At 76.9% G+C, this 19871-nt stretch carries 13 protein-coding genes; 4 read left to right on the plus strand and 9 right to left on the minus strand.

Annotation, left to right across the window (positions count from 1 at the left end):
• Positions 1–56: 56 nt before the first annotated feature.
• Entirely contained in the window at positions 57–1742 is a 1686-nt protein-coding gene (locus tag ACZ6Y1_RS00225; protein ID WP_469619969.1) for a carboxylesterase/lipase family protein, read from the plus strand.
• On the opposite strand, the gene ACZ6Y1_RS00230 is transcribed toward ACZ6Y1_RS00225, so the two are convergent.
• Positions 1726–2484, minus strand: a complete 759-nt coding sequence (locus ACZ6Y1_RS00230) for a hypothetical protein (protein WP_469619972.1) — start codon at positions 2482–2484, stop codon at positions 1726–1728. The two genes, ACZ6Y1_RS00225 and ACZ6Y1_RS00230, sit on opposite strands and share 17 nt — an antisense overlap.
• 65 nt (positions 2485–2549) lie before the next feature.
• On the opposite strand from ACZ6Y1_RS00230, the gene ACZ6Y1_RS00235 reads away from it, so the two are divergent.
• The gene (locus tag ACZ6Y1_RS00235) at positions 2550–3038 is read left to right on the plus strand and encodes an HAD domain-containing protein (RefSeq protein WP_469619974.1); all 489 of its coding nucleotides are present in this window, start codon (positions 2550–2552) and stop codon (positions 3036–3038) included.
• Here ACZ6Y1_RS00235 and ACZ6Y1_RS00240 read toward each other — a convergent pair.
• From ACZ6Y1_RS00240 to ACZ6Y1_RS00260, 5 genes are all read right to left on the minus strand, one after another.
• On the minus strand, positions 3028–5103 hold the full coding sequence (locus ACZ6Y1_RS00240) for a hypothetical protein (protein WP_469619978.1): 2076 nt from the start codon (positions 5101–5103) through the stop codon (positions 3028–3030). The genes ACZ6Y1_RS00235 and ACZ6Y1_RS00240 overlap by 11 nt on opposite strands.
• A complete protein-coding gene (locus ACZ6Y1_RS00245) occupies positions 5100–9104 on the minus strand; it encodes a DUF5682 family protein (RefSeq protein ID WP_469619980.1) in 4005 nt (1334 codons plus the stop codon). The genes ACZ6Y1_RS00240 and ACZ6Y1_RS00245 overlap by 4 nt, the downstream gene beginning before the upstream one ends.
• Positions 9101–10252, minus strand: a complete 1152-nt coding sequence (locus tag ACZ6Y1_RS00250) for an ATP-binding protein (RefSeq protein ID WP_469619983.1) — start codon at positions 10250–10252, stop codon at positions 9101–9103. Before ACZ6Y1_RS00250 ends, ACZ6Y1_RS00245 begins: the two co-directional genes overlap by 4 nt.
• A gap of 71 nt (positions 10253–10323) precedes the next feature.
• Positions 10324–15270, minus strand: a complete 4947-nt coding sequence (locus ACZ6Y1_RS00255; RefSeq protein WP_469619987.1) for a DNA-binding protein — start codon at positions 15268–15270, stop codon at positions 10324–10326.
• Positions 15267–16133 carry a DUF4132 domain-containing protein gene (locus ACZ6Y1_RS00260; protein WP_469619990.1) on the minus strand — a complete coding sequence of 289 codons (867 nt, stop codon included), beginning with the start codon at positions 16131–16133 and terminating at the stop codon, positions 15267–15269. Before ACZ6Y1_RS00260 ends, ACZ6Y1_RS00255 begins: the two co-directional genes overlap by 4 nt.
• Before the next feature lie 205 nt (positions 16134–16338).
• Between ACZ6Y1_RS00260 and ACZ6Y1_RS00265 the strand changes: the two genes are divergently transcribed.
• Both ACZ6Y1_RS00265 and ACZ6Y1_RS00270 read left to right on the plus strand, forming a co-directional pair.
• Entirely contained in the window at positions 16339–17052 is a 714-nt protein-coding gene (locus ACZ6Y1_RS00265) for a GmrSD restriction endonuclease domain-containing protein (RefSeq protein WP_469619993.1), read from the plus strand.
• Positions 17049–17330, plus strand: coding sequence for a hypothetical protein (locus ACZ6Y1_RS00270; RefSeq protein ID WP_469619996.1), 282 nt, complete (start codon positions 17049–17051; stop codon positions 17328–17330). Before ACZ6Y1_RS00265 ends, ACZ6Y1_RS00270 begins: the two co-directional genes overlap by 4 nt.
• 45 nt (positions 17331–17375) lie before the next feature.
• On the opposite strand, the gene ACZ6Y1_RS00275 is transcribed toward ACZ6Y1_RS00270, so the two are convergent.
• From ACZ6Y1_RS00275 to ACZ6Y1_RS00285, 3 genes are all read right to left on the minus strand, one after another.
• Positions 17376–18491 carry a YncE family protein gene (locus tag ACZ6Y1_RS00275; RefSeq protein ID WP_469620000.1) on the minus strand — a complete coding sequence of 372 codons (1116 nt, stop codon included), beginning with the start codon at positions 18489–18491 and terminating at the stop codon, positions 17376–17378.
• The gene (locus ACZ6Y1_RS00280; RefSeq protein WP_469620003.1) at positions 18488–19105 is read right to left on the minus strand and encodes an ankyrin repeat domain-containing protein; all 618 of its coding nucleotides are present in this window, start codon (positions 19103–19105) and stop codon (positions 18488–18490) included. Before ACZ6Y1_RS00280 ends, ACZ6Y1_RS00275 begins: the two co-directional genes overlap by 4 nt.
• 186 nt (positions 19106–19291) lie before the next feature.
• Positions 19292–19825, minus strand: a complete 534-nt coding sequence (locus ACZ6Y1_RS00285; protein ID WP_469620006.1) for a GNAT family N-acetyltransferase — start codon at positions 19823–19825, stop codon at positions 19292–19294.
• Positions 19826–19871 lie beyond the last annotated feature (46 nt).

A 19871-nucleotide genomic window follows, 5' to 3' on the forward strand; every position in this document is an offset into this window, starting at 1 on the left:
ATTCGGGGCGGGCAAACGGGGGCCGACCCGGTCCCCACGGGGAAAGGGCTTCAGCCGTGCCCGATTTGAGTGCCCCGCGCCGGGGATGGCGGGCTACGCTCCTGGCGCTCGTACTGCCCGTCGTACTGCTCCTGACCGGCGCCGCACCGGCGCCCACCGCCTCCCCGTCCCCGCCGCCCGGGCCTGCGCTGCTGGTGCGGACCGACCGGGGGCCGGTCCGGGGGCGGGCGCACGAGGGGTACCGGACCTTCGAGGGGATCCCGTACGCCGCTCCCCCGACGGGGGCGCTGCGCTGGCGGCCTCCGCAGCCCGCTCCGCGCTGGACGGGCGTACGCGACGCAGGGGCCGCGGGCGCCCGGTGCCTGCAGCTGCCGCCCATCGGGCCGGGCGGCCCCAGCGGTGCGGAGGACTGCCTCTTCCTGAACGTCACGGCGCCGGCCGGCGGTGTCCGCGGCGGCGGTGGCACGCGGCCGCTGCCCGTCATGGTGTGGTTCCACGGCGGCGGGTTCGTCAACGGCGCGGGCGACCTCTACCGGCCGGAGCGGCTCGTCGTGCGGGGCGGGGTCGTCGTCGTGACGGTCAATTACCGGCTGGGCGTCTTCGGGCTGTTCGGCCACCCCGAGCTCGGCGGGGCGCCCGCCCTCGCCCTCGCGGACCAGCAGGCGGCGCTGCGCTGGGTGCGGGCCAACGCGGCGCGATTCGGGGCCGATCCGCACAACGTGACCGTGTTCGGCGAGTCGGCGGGCGCCCTCGGCGTGTGCGCACACCTCGTCTCCCCCGCCTCGGCCGGCCTCTTCCACCGTGCCATCCTGCAGAGCGGCTCGTGCTCGACGACGATTCCGGCGGACTCCCTGCTGCCAGGACTCGGCACGTACGAGCCGTTCGTGCCCGAGGCACGGACCGTCGCGGACGGGGTCCGGGCGGCCCGGCGGCTCGGCTGCGACAGGCCCGCGGGCGGAGTGCTGGACTGCCTGCGCCGGCTGGACGCCCGCACGCTCGCGGCCCCCGAGCTGATGCAGCGCTTCTCGCTCGTGCCGTACGGCAACGGCCTGCTGCCGGTGGAGCCGCGGCGGGCCCTGGAGGCCGGGCGGTTCCACCGGGTGCCGGTGCTCCAGGGCACCACCCGCGACGAGATGCGGGTCTTCGTGGCGCAGACGCTGGCGGCGCATCCGGTCGCCGACGGGGCCGCCTATCGGGCGCGGTTGGAACGGTCGTTCGGCGCCGGCACCGCGCGGGCCGTCGAGGCGGCCTATCCGGTGTCCGGCCACCCGACGGCCGCCGCGGCCTGGGCCGCGGTGCTGTCCGACGCCTCGTTCGCCTGTCCGACGCTGCGGGACGACGGCGCGCTGGCCCGGCGCGTGCCGACGTACGGCTACCGGTTCGGCGACCGGGACGCGCCGAACTTCACGGGGCTGCCGGAGCGGGCGGAACTCCCGTACGGCGCTTCGCACGGCTTCGAGCTGCCCTATCTCTTCACGATGGTTCCGCTGGGCGGTCCGCAGCGGGAGCTGGCGGAGCGGATGACCGGGTACTGGACGGCGTTCGCCCGCACCGGACGCCCGGACCCGGGTCCGGAACCCGGCGGCGTGCCGTGGCCGCGGTACCGGGGGCCGGACTCGGTGCTGTCGCTGGCGCCGGGTGCGGAGGGGATCCGCTCGGTGGACGCGCGGGCCGAACACCACTGCGCGCTGTGGGACGCGTGGTGGCCGGGATCCCGTCAGGGGGCTACCAGGGCTCGGTGACGACGATCCCGTCGCCCGTCCGCAGGACCAGCGTGCCGTGGTCCCCGTACACCTCGCGCCGCCAGGAGGAGAACAGCTCGGCGATGCGGCGGGCCACGTCCCCCCGGCCCTTGCCCACTTCCCGCGTACTGAAGAGGATGTTCGCCTCGCCGACGGTGCGGACCTTGCGGACGCGGGCCTGCTGGACGAGGAACTCGTCGTGCGCGGCGCGGTGCGCGGCCGCGTAAGCGGTGAAGTCCCGGGTCATGTCGAACCAGTCCGCAGGGCCGCAGGGGCCGCCGCCGTTCCCGATGTCCGTGGTGTCGGCGGGGGCGGCGGCGCCGCCGTCGGTGGGCGGGCCCGCGGAGCCGGTGTCCTGGTCGGTGGGCGGGCCCGCGGAGCCGCCGGTCTCCTGGTCGGTCGGAGGTCCTGCGTAGGCGCCCGTCTCCTCGTCCGTGGGCGGGCCGGCGTAGGCGCCCGTCTCCTCGTCCGTGGGCGGGCCGGCGTAGGCGCCCGTCTCCTCGTCCGTGGGCGGGCCGGCGTAGGCGCCCGTCTCCTGGTCGGTGGGCGGGCCCGCGTAGGCGCCCGTCTCCTCGTCCGTCGGTACGTCGAGCGCGCACTTCTCCGGTGTCAGGCTGGGGACCGGGGCCGGGCCCGAGGCCTGTCCGGCCCGTCCGGTCCCGCAGGCCGCCAGCGCGGCGCACAGGAGCGCCGCCGCCAGGACCCGGCCCGCCGGCCTCTTCACGGTCTTCCTCTTCGTCATGCTGTCCCCCCCGGCTCCCAAGAGGGGAAAACCCGGGATCCGGTTCCACGGCGTACGGTGCGGGCATGACCGTTTCCGCGGCCCGCCCGCTCCTCTACCTCGACGTCGACGGACCGCTCATCCCGTTCGGGGCCGGCCCCTATCCTCCGGGGGACGGCGCCAACCCCCTGCTCGCCAGGGTCGATTCCACCGTCGGGCCCCGGCTCGCGGCGCTGGAGTGCGAGCTGGTGTGGGCCACGACGTGGATGGAGGAGGCCAACGAGTGCCTCTCGCCCCGGCTCGGCCTGCCCCCGCTGCCCGTCGTGGAGTGGCCCGAGCCCTCCGCCGAGGACGGGCACGGTGAGCTGAGCCGGGTCCACTGGAAGACCCCGGCGCTCGTCGGGCACGCGGCCGGGCGCCCCTTCGCATGGGTCGACGACGAGATCACCGCCGCCGACCGGGCCTGGGTGGCCGCCCACCACCCCGGGCGGGCCCTCCTGCACCGCGTCGATCCCGGCCGGGGCCTCACCGACACGGACTTCGGCGCGCTGCGGGCGTGGCTGCTCACCTCGTAGCCGCCCAGGACTCGGCGACCAGCAGGCGTTCCGCCGCCGCGAGGTGGGTGGCGGCGGCCAGCCAGGCCCGGGCGTAGCCGTCGGCCGAGGGGTCGCGGAGGCGGCCGAAGGCGTCGCGGGGGCGCCGGTCCGCCTCGGTGGCGAGGGCGGTGGCCAGTTCCGCGGCCGCGGTGAGGCCCGCTCGCCGCAGCGGGCCGTACGCGGCCGTGGGCCCGTCGGCCCGGGCCGCCTCGGCGACGGCTCGGCGGCCTCCCGCGACACCGGTCTCCAGGAGGCGGCGCGACCGCCACAACGGGGAGTCGGCGAGCGGGTCCGGGAGCCCGGGGGCGGCCCCGGGTACGGCGGGGGCGGGTGTGGTGGACGGGTGCGGGAAATGGGCCCCCTGGAGCCGGTCGTAGCCGAGGTCGGCGCGGCCCAGCCATTCCTCGGGCAGTCGGAGGGTGTACTCCGCGCCGGGGACGGGACCTGCGGCGAGGGGCCGCAGGGTGGCCGCGCGGTCCAGGTCCGGGCGGCCGAGCACGCGGAGCGCGAGGCCCGGGTACGAGGCCAGCCGGCGCAGGTTCTCCGCGTGCGGCAGCTCGGGGTGGGGGTGCGCGGGCAGCAGCCGCAGCAGCGGCCCGTCCTCACGCAGCTCGCGGACCAAGAGGTGGTCCCCCGCCGCGCCGACCACCGCGACGTCGCAGCCGAGGAGCGCCGGCCCGGCCTCGTCCGATCCGTCGGCCAGTTGCGCGGCGACGGCCTCCGCGGCCGGGCGGGCGAAGAGCGCGGCGGCGGGCTGCCCGGTCCAGGACGTGCCGCGCAGCGGGGTCGCACGGACCGAGCGTCCGGCGCCGAGGCGGCCTTCCGGGGAGACGGCCGCGCCGACGATGCGCAGGCCGCCGCGGGCGAGTCCGGCATGGTCGAGGGTGGCCCCGCCGAGGGCCACGGAGGCGGACCCGGCTCCGCGGGCGCGGGCGAGGCCGCCGGGGCGCACGTCGGCGACGGAGTACTGGGCGCCGTCCGGGGCGAGGAGGTGGGTGACCACTCCCCCGTACCCGGTGGCGGACAGTACGGGTTCCCGGCACAGCCCGTACACCTGGAGGCTGCCGCCGGGGGTGTAGGCGCGGCGGGAGGTGCCGACGAGGGCGGGATCGGCGGAACCGGCGGCGAGCAGTGCGGTGGTGCGCAGGAGTACGCGGAAGGCCCCGGTGAGGTCGGCGAGCCGCTGGCCCGCCGTGCGCTCACGGGCCGCGCGCAGTCCGCGTACGACCCGGAGGGCGGCCGCCTCGGCTCCGGGCAGTGCGGCGAGGCGGGCGGTGTGCGCGGCCCGCAGCAACTCCGCCTGGACCACGGCGCCCCCGGCCGTCACCCCGGCGGCGAGCGCCTCGGCGGCGGCCCGCCAGAGCGCGGCCGCGGCCTCCGCCTGGGCCGCGGTGAGCGGCTTCGCGGGCGCGGGTTCGGACGCGGGTTCGGGCGCGGGCGCGGGCGCGGGCGCGGGCCGGGGAGTCCGCGCGGCCCGGGGGGCTTGCGGGAGCCCGGTGGCCCCGTCCGCGTGCGCGGCGCCGGCGGCCCCGTGGTGCTCGGGCGTCCCGGCGGCCCCCGCGGCCTGGGAAGCCGGCGGAGCCGGGGAGGGCTCGGGCTCCCCCGGAGCCCGCCCGGACCCCGCGGTCGGGGGGCCCTCAGCGGCCGGGAGCGGCTCGGGCACCGCAGGGGACCCGGGGGTCCCGGGTCCGTCCGCCGGGACGGGCTCGGCTTCCGGGCCCGGGGCTGGGGACGGGGCGGGGTCCAGGGGGGCGTCCGCCAGCGGGGCCGCGCCCAGGACCGCCGTGCGGTGCAGGCAGCGGGGGGACAACAGGCAGCTGCATACGGCCTGATCGGCGCGGGTGACCGTGCCCTCGGGCCCCGGGGTCAGGGTGACCACGGCGTCCTCGCCGAAGCGGACGGTGACGCTGCCGTCCGCTTCGCGGGCGGCGCCCGCGCCACAGGTCCCGATGGCGGCGTCCAGCTTCTTGCGCAGCCGCGCGGTGAGGCTCTCGACGGCTTCGGCGAGCACCTCGGGCGCGACGGCGGGCAGTTCGGTGCTCAACTGGTCTCTCCACGGAGGCGGTCCCCCACCCAGCGGGCGAGGGCGAGGGGGCTGAGGGCGGCCACCGGCATGCCGGCCGCGACGAGTTGCCGGGCCACGGGGACGCTGTAGCGGGGCGAGCCGGTGTCGTCGAGCGCGGCGCAGCCCAGCAGGTGGGCGCCGGAGGCGGCCAGCGCACGCACTTCGCCGAGGAGTCCGCCGACGGGGGCGCCCTCCTCGAAGTCGCTGACCACCACGACCAGGGTGCGGCTCGGGACGGTGATCAGGGAGCGGGCATGGGCGAGCCCGGCGGCGATGTGCGTGCCCCCGCCGACCCGCACCTCCAGCAGCAGCGACAGCGGGTCGTCCACGCGGTCGGTGAGGTCCACCACCTGGGTGGAGAAGGCGAGGAAGTGGGTGGACAGGGTCGGGACGCCGCCCAGCACGGCGGCGGTGAGCGCCGACCAGACGACGGAGGCCTCCATGGAGCCGGAGACGTCGACGACGAGGATCAGCCTCCAGTCGGCCTCGCGGCTCGCCCGCGTGGTGAACACGGGCCGCTCGGGGACGACGACCACGCTGCCGTCGTCCCGGCGGCTGGTGTGCGCGAGGTTGGCGCGCAGGGTGCGGGCCAGGTCGAGGGTGCCGCCGGGGCGGCGGGTGGGGCGCGGGGTGGCGAGGCCGGAGAGGGCCGGGCGCAGCCGGGTGGCCAGTTCCCTGGCGAGTTCGTCCACGAGCCGCCGTACCAGCGGGCGCAGGCGGGCGAGCTGGGCTTCCGGCATCCCGCCGGCGAGCGAGAGCACGGAGCTCAGGAGCTCCACGGAGGGCCGTACGCTCGCCGGGTCGAGCTGGGCCAGTACATCGGTGCGGCCCGCTTCGGCGGCCCCGGCGAGCACTTCTTCCCGTACGTCGGCGCCGAAGAGCGCCTCCAGTTCCTCGGACCACTCACGGGCCGTCGGGAACGAGGCCTCCTGGCCCCCGCCCCGGCCCCCGCCCCGGCCTGCGCCCGCGTCGCCGGCGCCTTCGCCGCGTCCGGCGCCGTACAGCTCGTCCAGGGCGTGGGCGTAGCGGCGTGCTCCGGCGGGCAGGCGGTCGCGCTCGCGGCCGAGCAGCAGCCGCCAGCGGTCGGCGGGGGCCAGCCGGGCCGGTCGCCGCGGGGGCCCGGCGGCGGGTTCCCGGTCGGGGACGGGGTCCTGGCCGGTTTCCGGGGCCTCGGCGGCCTGTGCCCCGGGCGCCCGCGGGAGGGCCCGGACCGCGGCGAGGCCGGCCGCGTCGGCTGCCGCCCAGAGGGCGAGGAGCGCGGGCGGGGCGTCGAGGCCGAGGTCGATCCGGTCGCCGAGGCGTTCGGTGACGGTGTCCAGGAGCCGGTCGCGGGCGGCCGGCGACAGGGCGTCGAAGCCGCCGCGCAGGGCCGGGAGTCGGTCCAGGAAGAGGTCGTCGTCGAGGTGCTCGACGCGGTCGAGGAGGGGGGTGAGGGCGGCCTGGGAGGCCTGGAGCAGGGACCCGGCGGCGGTGAGGAGTCCGCCGAGCCGGCGGCTCAGGGCGCGCCGGCCGTCGGGGCCGGCCGCGCCGTCGATCCAGCCGGCCGCGCGGGCGCCGAGCAGCGGGGCCGGGTCGAGGTCGAGGAGGACCCGTACGGCCAGGGCCGCGCCCTGCATCAGCGGGGAGGCCGTGGCGGCGAGGGCCGCGAGCGCCTCGTCCGTACGCAGGCCCAGCCGGTGGGCGGAGGCCCGGTCGGCGAGGGCGACAAGGGCGGCCGCGTCGGCGGGGTCGTCGCTGCCGGCGAGTCCGGGCAGGGAGCGTACGGCCGCGTCGAGGAGGTCGGCGGTGAGCCCGCTCGCGGTGGCCCGGGACTGCGTGGTGGTGCCGGGGAGGTGGCCGCGGTGGAGCGCCTCCAGGAGGTCGAGGGCTTCGAGGAGTTCGGGCAGGGTGGCGGTCTGCGGCAGGACGCCGGCGGCCTCGTGCAGGCGTACGTCGACCAGCGCGGGCAGGTCGCAGCGCGCGGCGGCCCCCAGCCCGGCGAGGATCTGCGCCGGGGTCGGCCCGCCGTCGGCGGCGGCCCGGCGGGCGGTGTCGCGGAGGGTTCCGGCGGCGGCCTGGGCGGCGGTGACGCCGCGGACCCCGGCGAGGTCCAGGCGGGCCGGGACGGAAGGCGTCCAGGAGAGCCGCCACTTGGTGCCGAGGGCGGTGCCGTCGCCGGTGGCGGCGACCGGGGCGGGCTCGCCGTAGGAGGCGCCGCAGACGAGGAGCCGCTGGAGCAGCACCTCGCGGCGGGCGTCGAGGGCGGAGCGCAGCGGGTCGAGGCGGAGGTCCTTGGGGGCGGGGTCGTCGGGGCCGGGCAGCCGCAGCTCCGCCAGCTCGGCCTCGACGGCGGGGCCGAGGCCGGAGCGGGGGGCGTGCGGGGTGATCCGGCCGCGGGCGGTGCCGACGAGGACGGCCTCCAGGGCGCGGGCCAGTGCGCGGCCCCGGCCGAGGGGTTCGCCCTGGCCGAGCACGGTGGTGACGGCCTCCAGGAGCTCGCCGCGGCCGGGCGCGGGGAGCCCGCGCAGGACGGCCAGGTCGCAGGCGAGCCGCAGGGTCTCGGCGGCCTCGCCGGTACCGGCGGTGTGTCCGGCGCGGCGCAGCTCCCGGCAGAGCCGGACGACGGCCCCGGAGGCCGCCTCCCGTACGAGGCCGGGATCGCCGCCGGCCTCCAGCACGGCCTGCTGCCAGAGCGGGTCCCGGATCCCGGCGGGGTAGCCGGAGCGGGCATCGAGCAGATCGAAGGAGTAGGGCACGAGCGAGGTGACCGCGTCGCCGCTCGCCGCCGGCCCGGAGCCCGCGGTGCCGGGCACGTGCCGTTCGGCCACGTCGCCGGAACCCTCCAGGGCCGCCGCCGGGTCCGCGCCGTGCCCGTGCCCGGGCGCACGAGCCGCAGGCACCTCGGCGGCGGTCCCCTCGCCGTCGGCGCGCCGGGGAACGGACACCGGGTCCACCCCGGCCACGACGGCCGGGGCCGGGTCCGCGCCCGGGGCCGCACCGTGCGCGGGACCGGGTACGCGGGCCGCGGGCACCCCGACCGCGGCATGCGGGCCCCCGGCAGCGGTCCCCGCACCATCGGCGGACGGGGCCGCGTGGGCGTGCCGGGGAACGGACGCCGGGTCCGCCCCCGACCCGACGGCCGGAACTGGGCCGGCCGCTGGGTCCGCGCCGTGCGCGTCACCGGGTGTGCGGGCCGCGGGCACCTCGGCGGAGTCGCTCGGGCGTCCGGCAGCCGCCCCCACGGCCGTGGCGGCGTCGGCGGCCGTGGCGGCGTCGGCGCGCCGGGGGGCGGCCGACGGGTCGGGGGAAGGCGTCGCGGGGGGCGGGGGCAGGAGGGCCGGGGCGTGGAAGGCGCCTATCACGGCCGCCACCCGGTGGCCCCCGGCGAGGGCGGTCGCGATCACCTCGCGCATGTGGGCCTCACGGGCCAGGTCCCTCGGCTCGACGGGCCCGGTGTCCGTGCGCAGCGCCCAGCCGACGCCGAGCGCGGCGCGGCGTACGGCTTCCGGGGCGCAGCCGGGTGCGAGCACCTCGACGGCACGGTCCCACATGTCCTCGCCGTCCCGCCCGGTGCCGGCGGCGGCGAGCCCGTCCGCGAACCGGCTCCCGCGGCCGGCGACGGCGTCCGGGGCCGGGTCGCCGGGGGTCCAGGCGTCGGCCGTCAGGGGGAGGTCGCAGCACAGGACGGTCGCACCCCTCGCCGCGGCCCAGCGGATGGCCGCCAGTTCCGGGGAGAAGTCCGCGAACGGGTAGAACGCGAGGCGGCCGTCTCCGGCCGTGCCCGCCAGGGCGACCGGGGAGACGGTCTCGGGGTCTGCCAGGTGGGTCAGCCACGGCTGGAAGTCCGCCGGGAGCTCCACGCACACCACGTCCGCGCCGGAGGCGTCCAGCAGGGCCGGGACCACCGCCGCCAGAGCGGGGCTGTGGTGGCGCACGCCGAGGAGGTAGGGCGTGCGGGAGGCCGCGAGGGCGTCCAGCGCGGCCTTCGGGTCAGGCGTCACCGCAGGCTCCCGCGCAGGTCCCACAGGCGGCGCCACATCGCCGAGCCGTCCTCGGCCCGGCGGCGGACCGGCCCGTCCCAGTAGCCGAGGAGCCGGGCGTGGTCGGCGGGGTCGTCCTTGCGGACCACGCCCAGCAGGTGCCCCGGCAGCAGGTCGAGCACGTCACCGCCGGGCAGGTACGCCGCGGAGACCCCCAGCGAGGCCGCCACCTGCACGGCTTCGGCGGTGGACATGACCGTACTGGGTCGTTCCACGTCCCAGCCCTCGGCGGAGCGTCCGCCGCGCAGGTCCCGGAAGACGGTGACGAGCGCGTCGAGCACGGCGTCGTCCACTCCGAAGGGCGCCCCGGCCCGCTGGACGGCGGCGACGGCCTGGCGGCGGATCAGGGTGGCCTCCGCGTCCGCGTCGGCGATCGGCGCGACCGTCTCGAAGTTGAACCGCCGCTTGAGGGCGGCGGACATCTCGCTCACGCCTCGGTCGCGCAGGTTGGCGGTGGCGATGACCGTGAAGCCGGGGGCCGCGCTGACCACGCCGTCCTCGGTGGCGGTCAGTTCGGGCACGCTGATCCGCCGGTCGGACAGGATCGACACGAGCGCGTCCTGCACCTCGGGCAGGCAGCGGGTGATCTCCTCGACGCGGACCACCCGCCCCGTCCGCATGGCGGCGAGCACCGGCGAGTCGACGAGGGCGCCCGCGCTCGGCCCCTGGGCGAGGAGCAGTGCGTAGTTCCAGCCGTAGCGGAAGGCGTCCTCGGTGGTGCCGGCGGTGCCCTGGACGGTGAGCGCGCTGGTGCCGCAGACGGCTGCGGCCAGCAGCTCGGACAGCATCGACTTGGCGGTGCCGGGCTCGCCGGTGAGCAGCAGGCCGCGCTCTCCGGCGAGGGTGACCACGCAGCGTTCGACCAGGGCGCGTTCGCCGACGAACTTGGGGGCGATGGCCATCTTCGTGCCCCCGCCGGGCAGGGCGAGTTCGGTGCCGTCGCTGCCGCACACGAAGGTGACGACGGCGCGCGGGGTCAGGGCCCAGCCGGGCGGGCGGGGGCCCGGGTCCTGGGCGGCGAGGAAGGCGAGTTCGGCGGCGTACCGCTCCTCGGCCGGGAGTACCTGGCGTGCGGGCACCGCCGCGGCGGGCTGCTCGGTGAGGGTCATGGGGTTCCTTGAGAGGGAGGAGGAGAAGGAGGTGGCGCGGCGCGCCCCGGGCCGGGGCGCGCCGCGAGGTGTCAGCGGCGGCGGGCGCGGGTGCGCTTGACCTTGAGTTCCTCGAAGCGGGGGGTGTCGCCCTCGCGGACCCGCTGCCACGCCCTGCGGTACAGGTCCGCGACGGGCTGCGCGGGCACCATCGGGCCCACGGCGGCGGCCTCGTACATGGGGAGCTTCCATTGCTCCACCGGCAGCACCGGGGAGTTCTGCTCCGACCAGCCGCCGGGCAGGAAGAGGGAGCGCCCCGCCCTGCTCCGGGTGGCTTCCACCACCAGGTCGGTGGCCGCGAGTTCGGAGCGGGCCGCCTTGAGGCGGGCGGGCTTCCAGCCGGTCCAGCGGGCCGTGTTGCGGTCGGTGGGGTCGGGCATGGCGAGCAGCATCAGGTACAGCACGGCGGCGTCGGCGCCGAGGCCGTGCGCGGCTGCCGCCTCGGCCACCAGGTCGGGCACGGACCGGCCGGGGTCCTGCGGCCACCAGGTGCCGTCCGCGTCGACGGTGCCCGCCGCCGGGGCGCCGGGGTCGGCGAGCAGTGCGGCGAACGCCGGGTCGTGGACGAGCCGCAGGGCGCTCTCGTTCCGGCTGGGCTGCTGGTCGGCGCCGCGCAGCAGCGGCAGGTACGGGTCGCGGCCGGTGGAGTCGAGCAGCGTCGGCCGCAGCACGGGCATGGGCCGGTCGTCGTGGGTGGGCAGGATGACCGCGCCGTAGCGTTCGTAGCCGTCGGGGCCCTCCACGGTCTCGGTGGGGGTGCCGGCCGCCTTCCGGAATTCGGCGATGTCGGTGTAGTACCCGATGAGGAGGAGCAGTTCGGGGGCGGCCAGCCGCTGCCGGAGGGCGGTCAGCACGGGCGGCAGGGCCGCGCGCACCGGGTCGCCCGCAGGCAGCCGGTGGGCCATCCAGGCGGCCAGGGCGAGGGCGCTGTTCAGCACGGTCGTGGTGAAGGGTGCCGTGGCCGGCTCGGCGGGCTCGGCGCGGTCGCCCTTGACCCGCCAGGGCACGTCGGCGGAGAGCTCCGGCGAGGCCTCGGGGTCGAGAACCGCGGGCAGGGCCCGGTGCAGGGACCAGCCGCCGCGCATGGCGCGCGCGGCCTCGGTGAGCAGCCAGTCGGGTACGGGCGTACGCCGTCCCACGCGCCGGTTCCACACCTGCGCGGCCGCGGCCGCGTCGGGGCCGTCGCTCCACAGCCGTTCGGGGTCGGCGGGCAGCAGGGCGGCGACCACCTCGCGCCGGACCTCGGCGTCGAGGTCCCGGAGCTCGTCGCGGGCGTGGTCGGCGTCGGCGGACTTGACGCCGAGGGCGGTGCGCAGCGGTGCGGGCAGGAAGTGGTGCTGCCGCTCGTCGATGTGCGGGAGGCCGGCGACGACGAGCCTGGCGACGGTGCCGGAGACTCCCGTGAGCCGGGCGAACTCCTCTGCGGCCTCCGGGTGGAAGGGCACGGGGCCGTGCTTCTCGGCGGCGTCGAGGAAGGTACGCAGCCAGCCGGCGGCCCGCTCGCGGTCGCCCAGCGGTGCCTCGCCGCGCAGGGTGTAGGGGCCGGGGACGTCGAACCGTCCGGTGGGGTCGTGCAGCAGGGCGCCGAACTCGTGTCCGTCGGGGACGGAGTTGTGGTGCTCGGTGAGGGCCAGTACGGCGCCGCCGCCGAGCGGGAGCAGGCTGCGGTGGTACACGCTGCGTTCGGAGCCGTCGGGGGTGCGCAGGTGGCGCTGGTCGAGGTGGAGCAGGACCCGGCGCCAGTGGCCGGCGGAGCCCGCGGCCGAGTCGAGGCCGAGCGCGTCCACGGCGTCGAGGAGGCAGCGCAGGGCGGCCCGCTGTTCGTCGGTGGAGGTGGAGCCGGCGGCGCGGTAGGCGAGGGCGGCGGGCTGGTCGAGCCAGGGCGTCCACGTCAGGTTGGAGTGCTCCAGGGCGGGCAGGTCCCAGTGGAGGCGTCCGGGCACCCCGGGTGCGTCGGCGTCGGCGCGGGCCGCGGCGAGGGCGCGCAGGAGGCGGTGGGCGCCGTCGTGGTCGGGGCCCCAGTAGTAGTGCGCGGTGCCGACGAGGCCGCTCAGTGCCTCGCCGAGCAGGCGGTCGGTGGGGCCGGTCTCCTCCTGACGGGCCGGGTCCCGGTCCGGGTGGAGCCGGGCGGCGACGGCGTCCAGGGCCTTCTGCTGGGTGAGGGCGAAGCGCAGCACCTCGATGATTCCGCCGACCAGTTCGGGGGCGGTGATCTGCGGGAAGGCGGCGCCGACCAGGCCGGGCAGGTCGGAGACCTTCTCCGCGGCGGCGGCCGACTCCAGGAGGGCGGCGACCGTGTCGCGGTCGGCGGCGCGCAGGGCGGTGGAGCCCTCGGGGTCGCGGGGGCGCAGGGCGTACCAGAAGGGCAGCGGCGGAAGGTCGACACTGCCGGTGGCGAAGCCCTCGTTGCGGTGGTCGCCGTTGGTCAGCGCGGTGACGACGCCGTCGGGGTCGGTGATGTTGAGTTCGCGCCAGCGGTGCGTGAGGGCACGCGGCCGGTCGGCGCCGGGGAAGGCGAGGGCGGCGACGGGCATGTTGCCGTCCTCGGGCGTGCGGACGGTGCGTCCGGCGGTGTCCGTCCCGTACCAGCCTTCGCCGTTGACGCGTACGGCGCACCAGCCGAGGAGCCCGTCGGCGGGCTCGCCGAGGGCCGAGCCGGCGACGGTGGGCGCGGGCCGCAGCCAGGCGGAGCGGGCCGAGAAGTCGGTGGCGGGGCGGCGGGCGGCCAGCGTGTCGGTGAGGAAGGCCGGCTGGGAGAAGCGTCCGTGGGTGCCGTCGGCGGGGTTGTACTCGCACCAGCCGGAGCCGCCCTGGTCCTTGTCGCGGGACCGCCACACCCAGTACGAGGTGCCGTCGCACAGCACGGACCGCTCGGGGGGCAGTTCGGTGTCCCCGGCGTGCAGGACGCCGCCGCCGACGGTGCGGCCGCCGCCGGCCAGGGGCAGGCTGATCTCGTCGGAGCGCAGCGACCAGTGGGCGCGGTCGGTCTTCAGTGTGAAGACGTGCTGGGGGTCGGTGTGCCAGTAGCCCTGGACGTCGCTGCCCCAGGTGGACCAGAAGACGAGGAGCGCGCCGTCGACGTAGTGGAATCCGTACCGGTAGGAGCCGCTCCGGCCGCCGGCCGGGACGCGCAGGTCGTGGGTGAGCACGGTGGAGTCGGCGTCGATGACGCGGACCTGGACGCCGTTGGCGACGATGAGGTGGGGCCAGGCCTCGACGACGGTCAGGTTGGTGCGGTGCAGGGCCTTGCGGTCGGCGAGTTCGACCAGCGCCTCCTCGAACGCGGGCCAGACGAACTCCTCGAAGAGGCCTCCGCGCAGGGTCCGGGTGAGGATCGCGGCGAGGTCGGCGGCGGCCGCCTCGGCCACCTCCTCGCGGGCGAGTTCGAGGGCTTCGGCGGGCAGCCAGGTGAGCCGGCTGATCGCTTCGGGCAGCCCGGGCAGGCCCGCGGCCTTGGAGTTGCGGGCGACCTCCCGCATCCATTCGGTGAGCATGGGGCGGCCGCCGGGCGAGGCGGCGAGGCGGCGCATGACGTCGCCGCCCGTGGTGGCGTCGCCGAAGGCGTTCAGGGCGCGGGCGAACGCGGGCCGGAAGCGCTGGTCGGCGCCGAGCGCGAGCAGCTCGCGGCGCTCGTCGGCGCGTGCCCAGTCGGCCACGTTCAGCTGGTCGTGGCGGTAGTACCGGGGGGCGTTCTCCTCGGGGTCGGCGACGGGGATGCCGAGGGTGAGCACCAGGTCGAGCAGGTCGACGTCCTGGACGCCGATGCGCAGGCCGGTCTCGCGGCCGGGCTCGGCCAGCTCGGTGCGCAGCCGGTCGGCGGCGCGGGTGACGAGGCCGAGGAGGGCAGGCGGGGTCGGGCGCTGGCCCCAGCCCGTGTGGCGGGCGGTGTGGTAGCGCTCCAGCCAGCCGACGGCTCCGTCGGCGCAGCGCTGCTCGGCGGGCAGGGCCTCGTCGACGAGGCCGGCGGTGGCGCCGGATTCCTCGAGGATCTGCAGCCAGAGGTCGGACAGTTCGACGTCGCCGCCGGGCGGCATCAGGCCGAGCAGCGTTCCGCGTACGGAGGGGACGCGGCGGGCCAGCGCGACGAGCGCGGTGCGGTGGGCCTTCCACCAGCCGGTGGCGGCGCGCAGGGTCGCGGGCAGCGGCAGCAGTTCGGCGAGGTAGTCCTGCTCGGCCTCGGTGCCCTTCTGGCCTGCGGCGCGGGCGAGGCGGCGCAGCTCGGTGGCGGCCTGCGCGGAGGGCGGCAGTCCGCCCGCGGTGCGGCGCACGCACAGGCGGCGGAAGCGGTCGTAGGCCTCGGCGGGGGCGACGCGTGCGGCGAGGTCCTTGCCGTAGCCGGTGAGGACCTTGACCGGGAGGGCACCGGCCAGGGCGAATTCGAGGAAGACGGAGTCGAGGCGGTCCTCGTCGACGCTCAGCCCGTGCTGTGCCTCGGCGGTCCGGGCACGGCCGAACAGCTGGGCGGCGTAGGTGGTGTTCTCGACGGCGAGGAAGATCCGGGCGGCCTGCTCGTAGAAGACGGGCAGGAAGTGCGGCACGGCGGCGGCGAGCCGGCCGGCGAGCTCGTTGCAGGCGTCGAGGGCGGCCTTGGGCTTGGTCTTGGCCTGCGGGGCGATGCGGTCGAGTTCGGGGACGACGGCGAGGGCGTGGTGGCCGTCCTCGGGGTGGTGCACGAGGACCCATTCGGGGAAGCCGAGTGCCTGGCGGCGGCTCAGGCCGACGACGGGCGGCTCGGCCTGGTGGGGCACGAGGCCCAGGAACCCGGCGGCGAGGTCCTCGGCCGCGCCCAGTTCGGCGGGGGCGAGGCGGACGACCACGCGGTCGTCACCGAGGGCGGGGTGGCGGTAGGAGCGTGCGGTCAGCTCGACGGCGGTGGGTCCGGCGCCGGGGGGGCCGGGCGGGAGCACCGCGCCCGCCCTGAGCAGCAGTTCGGCCTCGCCGGTGGTGGTGGCGTCGTCGTTCTTCAGGTTCGTGCTCATGCTCCCGTGCCCTCCTCGATCTTGCGCCCGGCGTACAGCGCCGCGGCCATGCGCATGCCTTCGGACCAGGCGACCGGTCCCACGTGGGCCAGGGTCACCGCCCGCCCGTTCTCGTCGTGCCAGGTCAGGGCACCGGTGGTGGTCTCGTCCTCGTAGTAGGGCTCGCCGATCCACACCGCCGCCTCCGTGCCGGAGCCCGAGTCCCCGACCTTGCAGGTGGCGTAGCCGCCGGAGACCCGGTAGCCGAGGCTCGTGGCCCGGGCGGCGAGGCTGAAGCGGGTGGGGAACTTCCCGCCCGCGTAGTCGCGGACCTCGGTGGCGCCGGGGGCGAGCCCCTCGGGCTTCTGCCAGGTGGCCCGGTGGATCTGCTCGACGCCCTGCACGATGCCCAGTTCGGCCGCGAACTCCCGTACGTCGTCCAGGTCGGGCAGCAGCACCGGGTGCGGCAGGGTCACCGTGCGCGGCGAGAGCCGTACGGTCTCGCCGTCGAGGTTGACCACCTTCAGCTCGCCGGACTCGGTGGCGTCCCGCAGGAAGCCGACCTCGTCCGGGTCGTCGCCTACGACGGCCACGTCACGCAGCGCGCTCTGCCAGGCCTCGTCCGGCCAGACCCGGGCGAGCAGTCCGGTCGGGACCGGGAGCGAGGACACCATCCAGGTGTCGACCTGGGCGGCGCAGGCCGCGGCGTGCCGGTCGAGCCATTCGGCGAGCCGGCGCAGCCGGTCCACCTCGGGGTGTTCCTTGAGGGCCTTGGGCAGTGACTTCAACTGCCGTCCCGCCGCCCGGCCGGTGGTGGACCGTGCCGCCACCCGCCCTTCCACGAGGGAGATCTCGTACCCCTCGCCCGCCGCCAGCCATGCCATCAGACCGTGCCCCTCGCTTGCCTGTACCCAACGGATCAGCGCAGCCTTGACAGGGGGGACGAAGACCCCCCTGAGCTGCGGTATGCCGGGAGACTAGCGAGAGGCACTGACAATGCCCGCCGGAGGGTCCCCGGCCGGTTCCATGTCCGGTTCTGGGTAGTCTTCCGGGGTCAGTTGTGGAGCGGGGCCGGGCCGGGGTGGGGTTATGGGACGTCATACGAGGGCGAGGGCCGCGGTGGTGGCGTCCGCGCTGCTGCTGACGGTGGCCGGATGTTCGGGGACGGCGGTTCCCGGTGCTCCGGACGCGAAGCCGTCCGGGGCGGCTTCGTCCGCGCCCGCCGACGCCAAGCCGGCCGGCGGTGAGGTACTGCCGGGGATGGTCACCGTCGCCGTCGCCCGCACCCAGTTGGAGGGGCTGAAGGTGGCGCCGGTGGGCACGATGGCCGGTTACAGCCGGGACAAGTTCACCCACTGGATCCAGCAGGGCGACAAGTGCGACACCCGTGAGGTGGTCCTCGGGCGCGACGGCAAGGACGTCACGCGGGACGCCGAGTGCCGGGCGGTGTCCGGGACGTGGAAGAGCCTGTACGACGGGGTGGTCGTCACCGACGCCGGGAAGATGGACATCGACCACATGGTCCCGCTCGCGGAGGGCTGGCGCTCCGGGGCGGCCGGCTGGGACGCCGCCAGGCGCAAGGCGTTCGCCAACGACCTGACCCGTCCTCAGCTGCTGGCCGTGAGCGCGGCCTCGAACCGCTCCAAGGGCGACCAGAGCCCGGACCTGTGGCAGCCGCCGGACAGGTCGAGCTGGTGCCAGTACGGGCGGGCCTGGACCACCGTGAAGTCCACCTACGGACTGACCGTCACCGAACCGGAGAAGAAGATGCTCACCACGATGCTGGACACCTGCGCCTCATGACGGGCGCGCTCCGCTGGCAGGACGACGTGACCGCCGGCCCGGGCGGCGCCATGACCGACGAGGTCGGCGTCGTCACCGGGCCGCTCACCCTGCGCACCACGGTGCTTCCCGGGGACCGGGTCCGCTTCGACGTCCAGTACAAGGACGCCGACGAGTGGTACACCCTCACGGGCAGCCCGCTCCCCCACCACGGCGCCCCGCGGTCCCTGCACGCGGCGGCCCTCGCGGAGATCCGCGCGGGCCGCGGCGCCCAGGCCCCGGGCACGAGACCCGCCTGAGCGGCCCGGCCCCGGTGAGCGGCTCTGGGGACGGGTCGGAGCGGCTCAGAGCACGGCGATGCCCAGGGGGCGGCTGCCCGCCGGGAGGCGGTGGGTGGTGCCCGTGGTGAGATCGACCGTGGTGATGCCGTTCCAGTAGCCGTCGCGGGTGTAACCGCCGGTGACGTAGGCGGTGCGGCCGTCGCGGGAGACGGCCACCGTCTCGTGCGGGCCGTCCAGCGGATACACGCGTTCCGTGCCGTCCGGGGAACGCACCGTCAGGGAGGGGCCTTTGCCCGTGCCGGGTTCCACCGCGCCCGTGCCGACCACCAGGAGGCGTCCGTCGGGGGTGAGTCCGGCCCCGTGCTGGTGGGTGTCGGCGGTCATCGGCTCGATGGTGGTGCGGCCGGTGCGCGGGTCGACCACCGCGAGCCGTTCGCCCTCGAAGGGGAGGAGCAGCATCCCGTCGGAGGGGCGGACGGCCGTGTAGTGCGGCTTGAGCCAGGAGCCGAGCCCGCCCCCGGTCCCGTAGGGGGCGACCTCGATGCGGCGCGGCCGCAGCGAGCCGGTGTCGACCACGGTGACGTCGAAGGAGTCGTGGCCGGTCGCGTAGACCTCGGAGCCGTCGGGCGACACGTCCACGTCGAAGGGGCGCCGGCCCACCGGCACGGCCGCGGTGACCGTGTTCGTGGCGGTGTCGACGACCTCCAGGACGCCGTTCCCGCCGGGGACGTTGACCCCGACGTAGGCGTGCGCGCCGTCGGGCGAGAGGGCGATCCCCATGCCGCCGCCGCGGTACTCGCCCTCACCGGCCGGGCCGGTGCCGGTGCGGTACGGGACGTCAGCCACCCGGGTCCGGCTGCGGGTGTCGACCACGGCCACACCCTCGGCGGTCGCCACCCAGGCGCGGCTGTCGGCACCGACCGCGAGACCGTACGGGGCCCGTCCCACGGTGACGGAGGCGACGGCTCCGCGCCGCGGGTCGACGAAGGTGACGGTGTCGGCCCCGAAGTCGGCCGTCAGCAGCAGCCCCTGCGGCGTCGGCGCGCCGGCCGGCAGCGGGGAGGCCGCGGACGGTGCCGGGGCGGGTGCCGAGGTGGCGGCCTGCGTGCACGCGCCGAGCAGCAGGGCCGCGGCGAGCGGGGCGAGGACCGTACGGGCGGCAGGCGCGCGGCGGTTCACCGGCCCCTCTCCCGCTCCGCCTCGGCCGCGCGCAGGAGCTGGGCCATGCCGTCGAACCCCCGTCGGGCGGCGTGCTCGTACGGGGTCACGCCGTCGTGGTCGCCCAGTGCGGGGTCGGCGCCCGCCGCGAGCAGCAGGGCGACGGTCTCCTCGTGGCGCGGGCCGCCGTCGCCGAGGATCACCGCCTCCAGGAGCGCGGTCCAGCCGAGCCGGTTGACGTGGTCGACGTCGATGGCGGTCTCTTCGAGCACGGCGCGCACGTACGCGGTGTGTCCGCGTTCGGCGGCGGGGATGAGGGAGATCCCGCCGAACCGGTTGCGCTGCTTCAGGTCGGGCCCGGCGGGCAGCAGCAGCCGCATCATCCGCACGCTGCCCGTGACGCCGGTGACCAGCCAGGGGCTGTCCTCGCGCGAGTCGGGGGCGTTCGGGTCGGCTCCGGCGGCGACCAGCAGCTCGGCGACGGCCACGTGGTCCCCGAGCACGGCCAGCAGCAGGGGCGTGCGCAGCTGTTCGTCGCGGGCCTCGACGGCGGCGCCCGCGGCGAGGGCGGCGCCCACCGCCGCCGCGTCGCCGCGCCGGGCGCCGTCGAGGAGCTGTCGGTCGTGCGTGTTCATGGTGTCCCTCTCGGCTCCGGGGCGGGGAGGTCCCGGGAGGGTCCGGTGCGCCTCCCGCCCCGGTCCATCGTCGCCCGGCGGCGGCCGCGGACCGGTCCGCCTGCGGGATGGTCCCCGGGATCGTTCGGACGACCCCGGGGTCAACCGATCGGTCGATGCGGCCGGAGGGACGCGTGGTCCGCCGGATCAGGCCTCGTACTCGGTGAGGTCGATGCCGTGGATCTGCAGGAGGTGATGGTGTTCCGGGTCGGTGGTGTCGCGTTCGTGCTCCATGCCGAGCTTGCGGATGACGTTCTCGGACTCCTCGTTGCCGGCCCGGTTCACGGCGATCACCCGGTCGAGCCCGCGGTCCTGGAGGGCGAACTCCAGCGAGGCCTGGGCGGCCTCGGAGGCGTAGCCCTGGCCCCAGTACTGGCGGCCCAGGCGCCAGGTGACGGCGATGTCCGCGAGGGCCTCGGGCGGGCCGTCCGGCACCGTGAGGCCGACGACACCGATCAGTTCGCCCGAGGCGAGGAGTTCGACGGCGAAGAGCCCGAAGCCCTCCTCGTCCCACTCCTCCTCCATGCGCTCGATCTCCTCGGCGGTCTGGTCCAGGTCGAGCGTGGAACCGTCGCCGATCCAGCGCATCACCTCCCGGTCGGCGTTGATCTCCGACAGGGGGACGAGGTCGTCGTCGGTCCAGCGGCGGAGGAGGAGTCGGGGGGTGCGGATCTCGGTCATGACCCCATCCTGCCGAAGTTCGGCGGATCGGCCCAATCGGCCCCCG

The sequence above is a fragment of the Streptomyces sp. NPDC053432 genome (assembly GCF_055585365.1).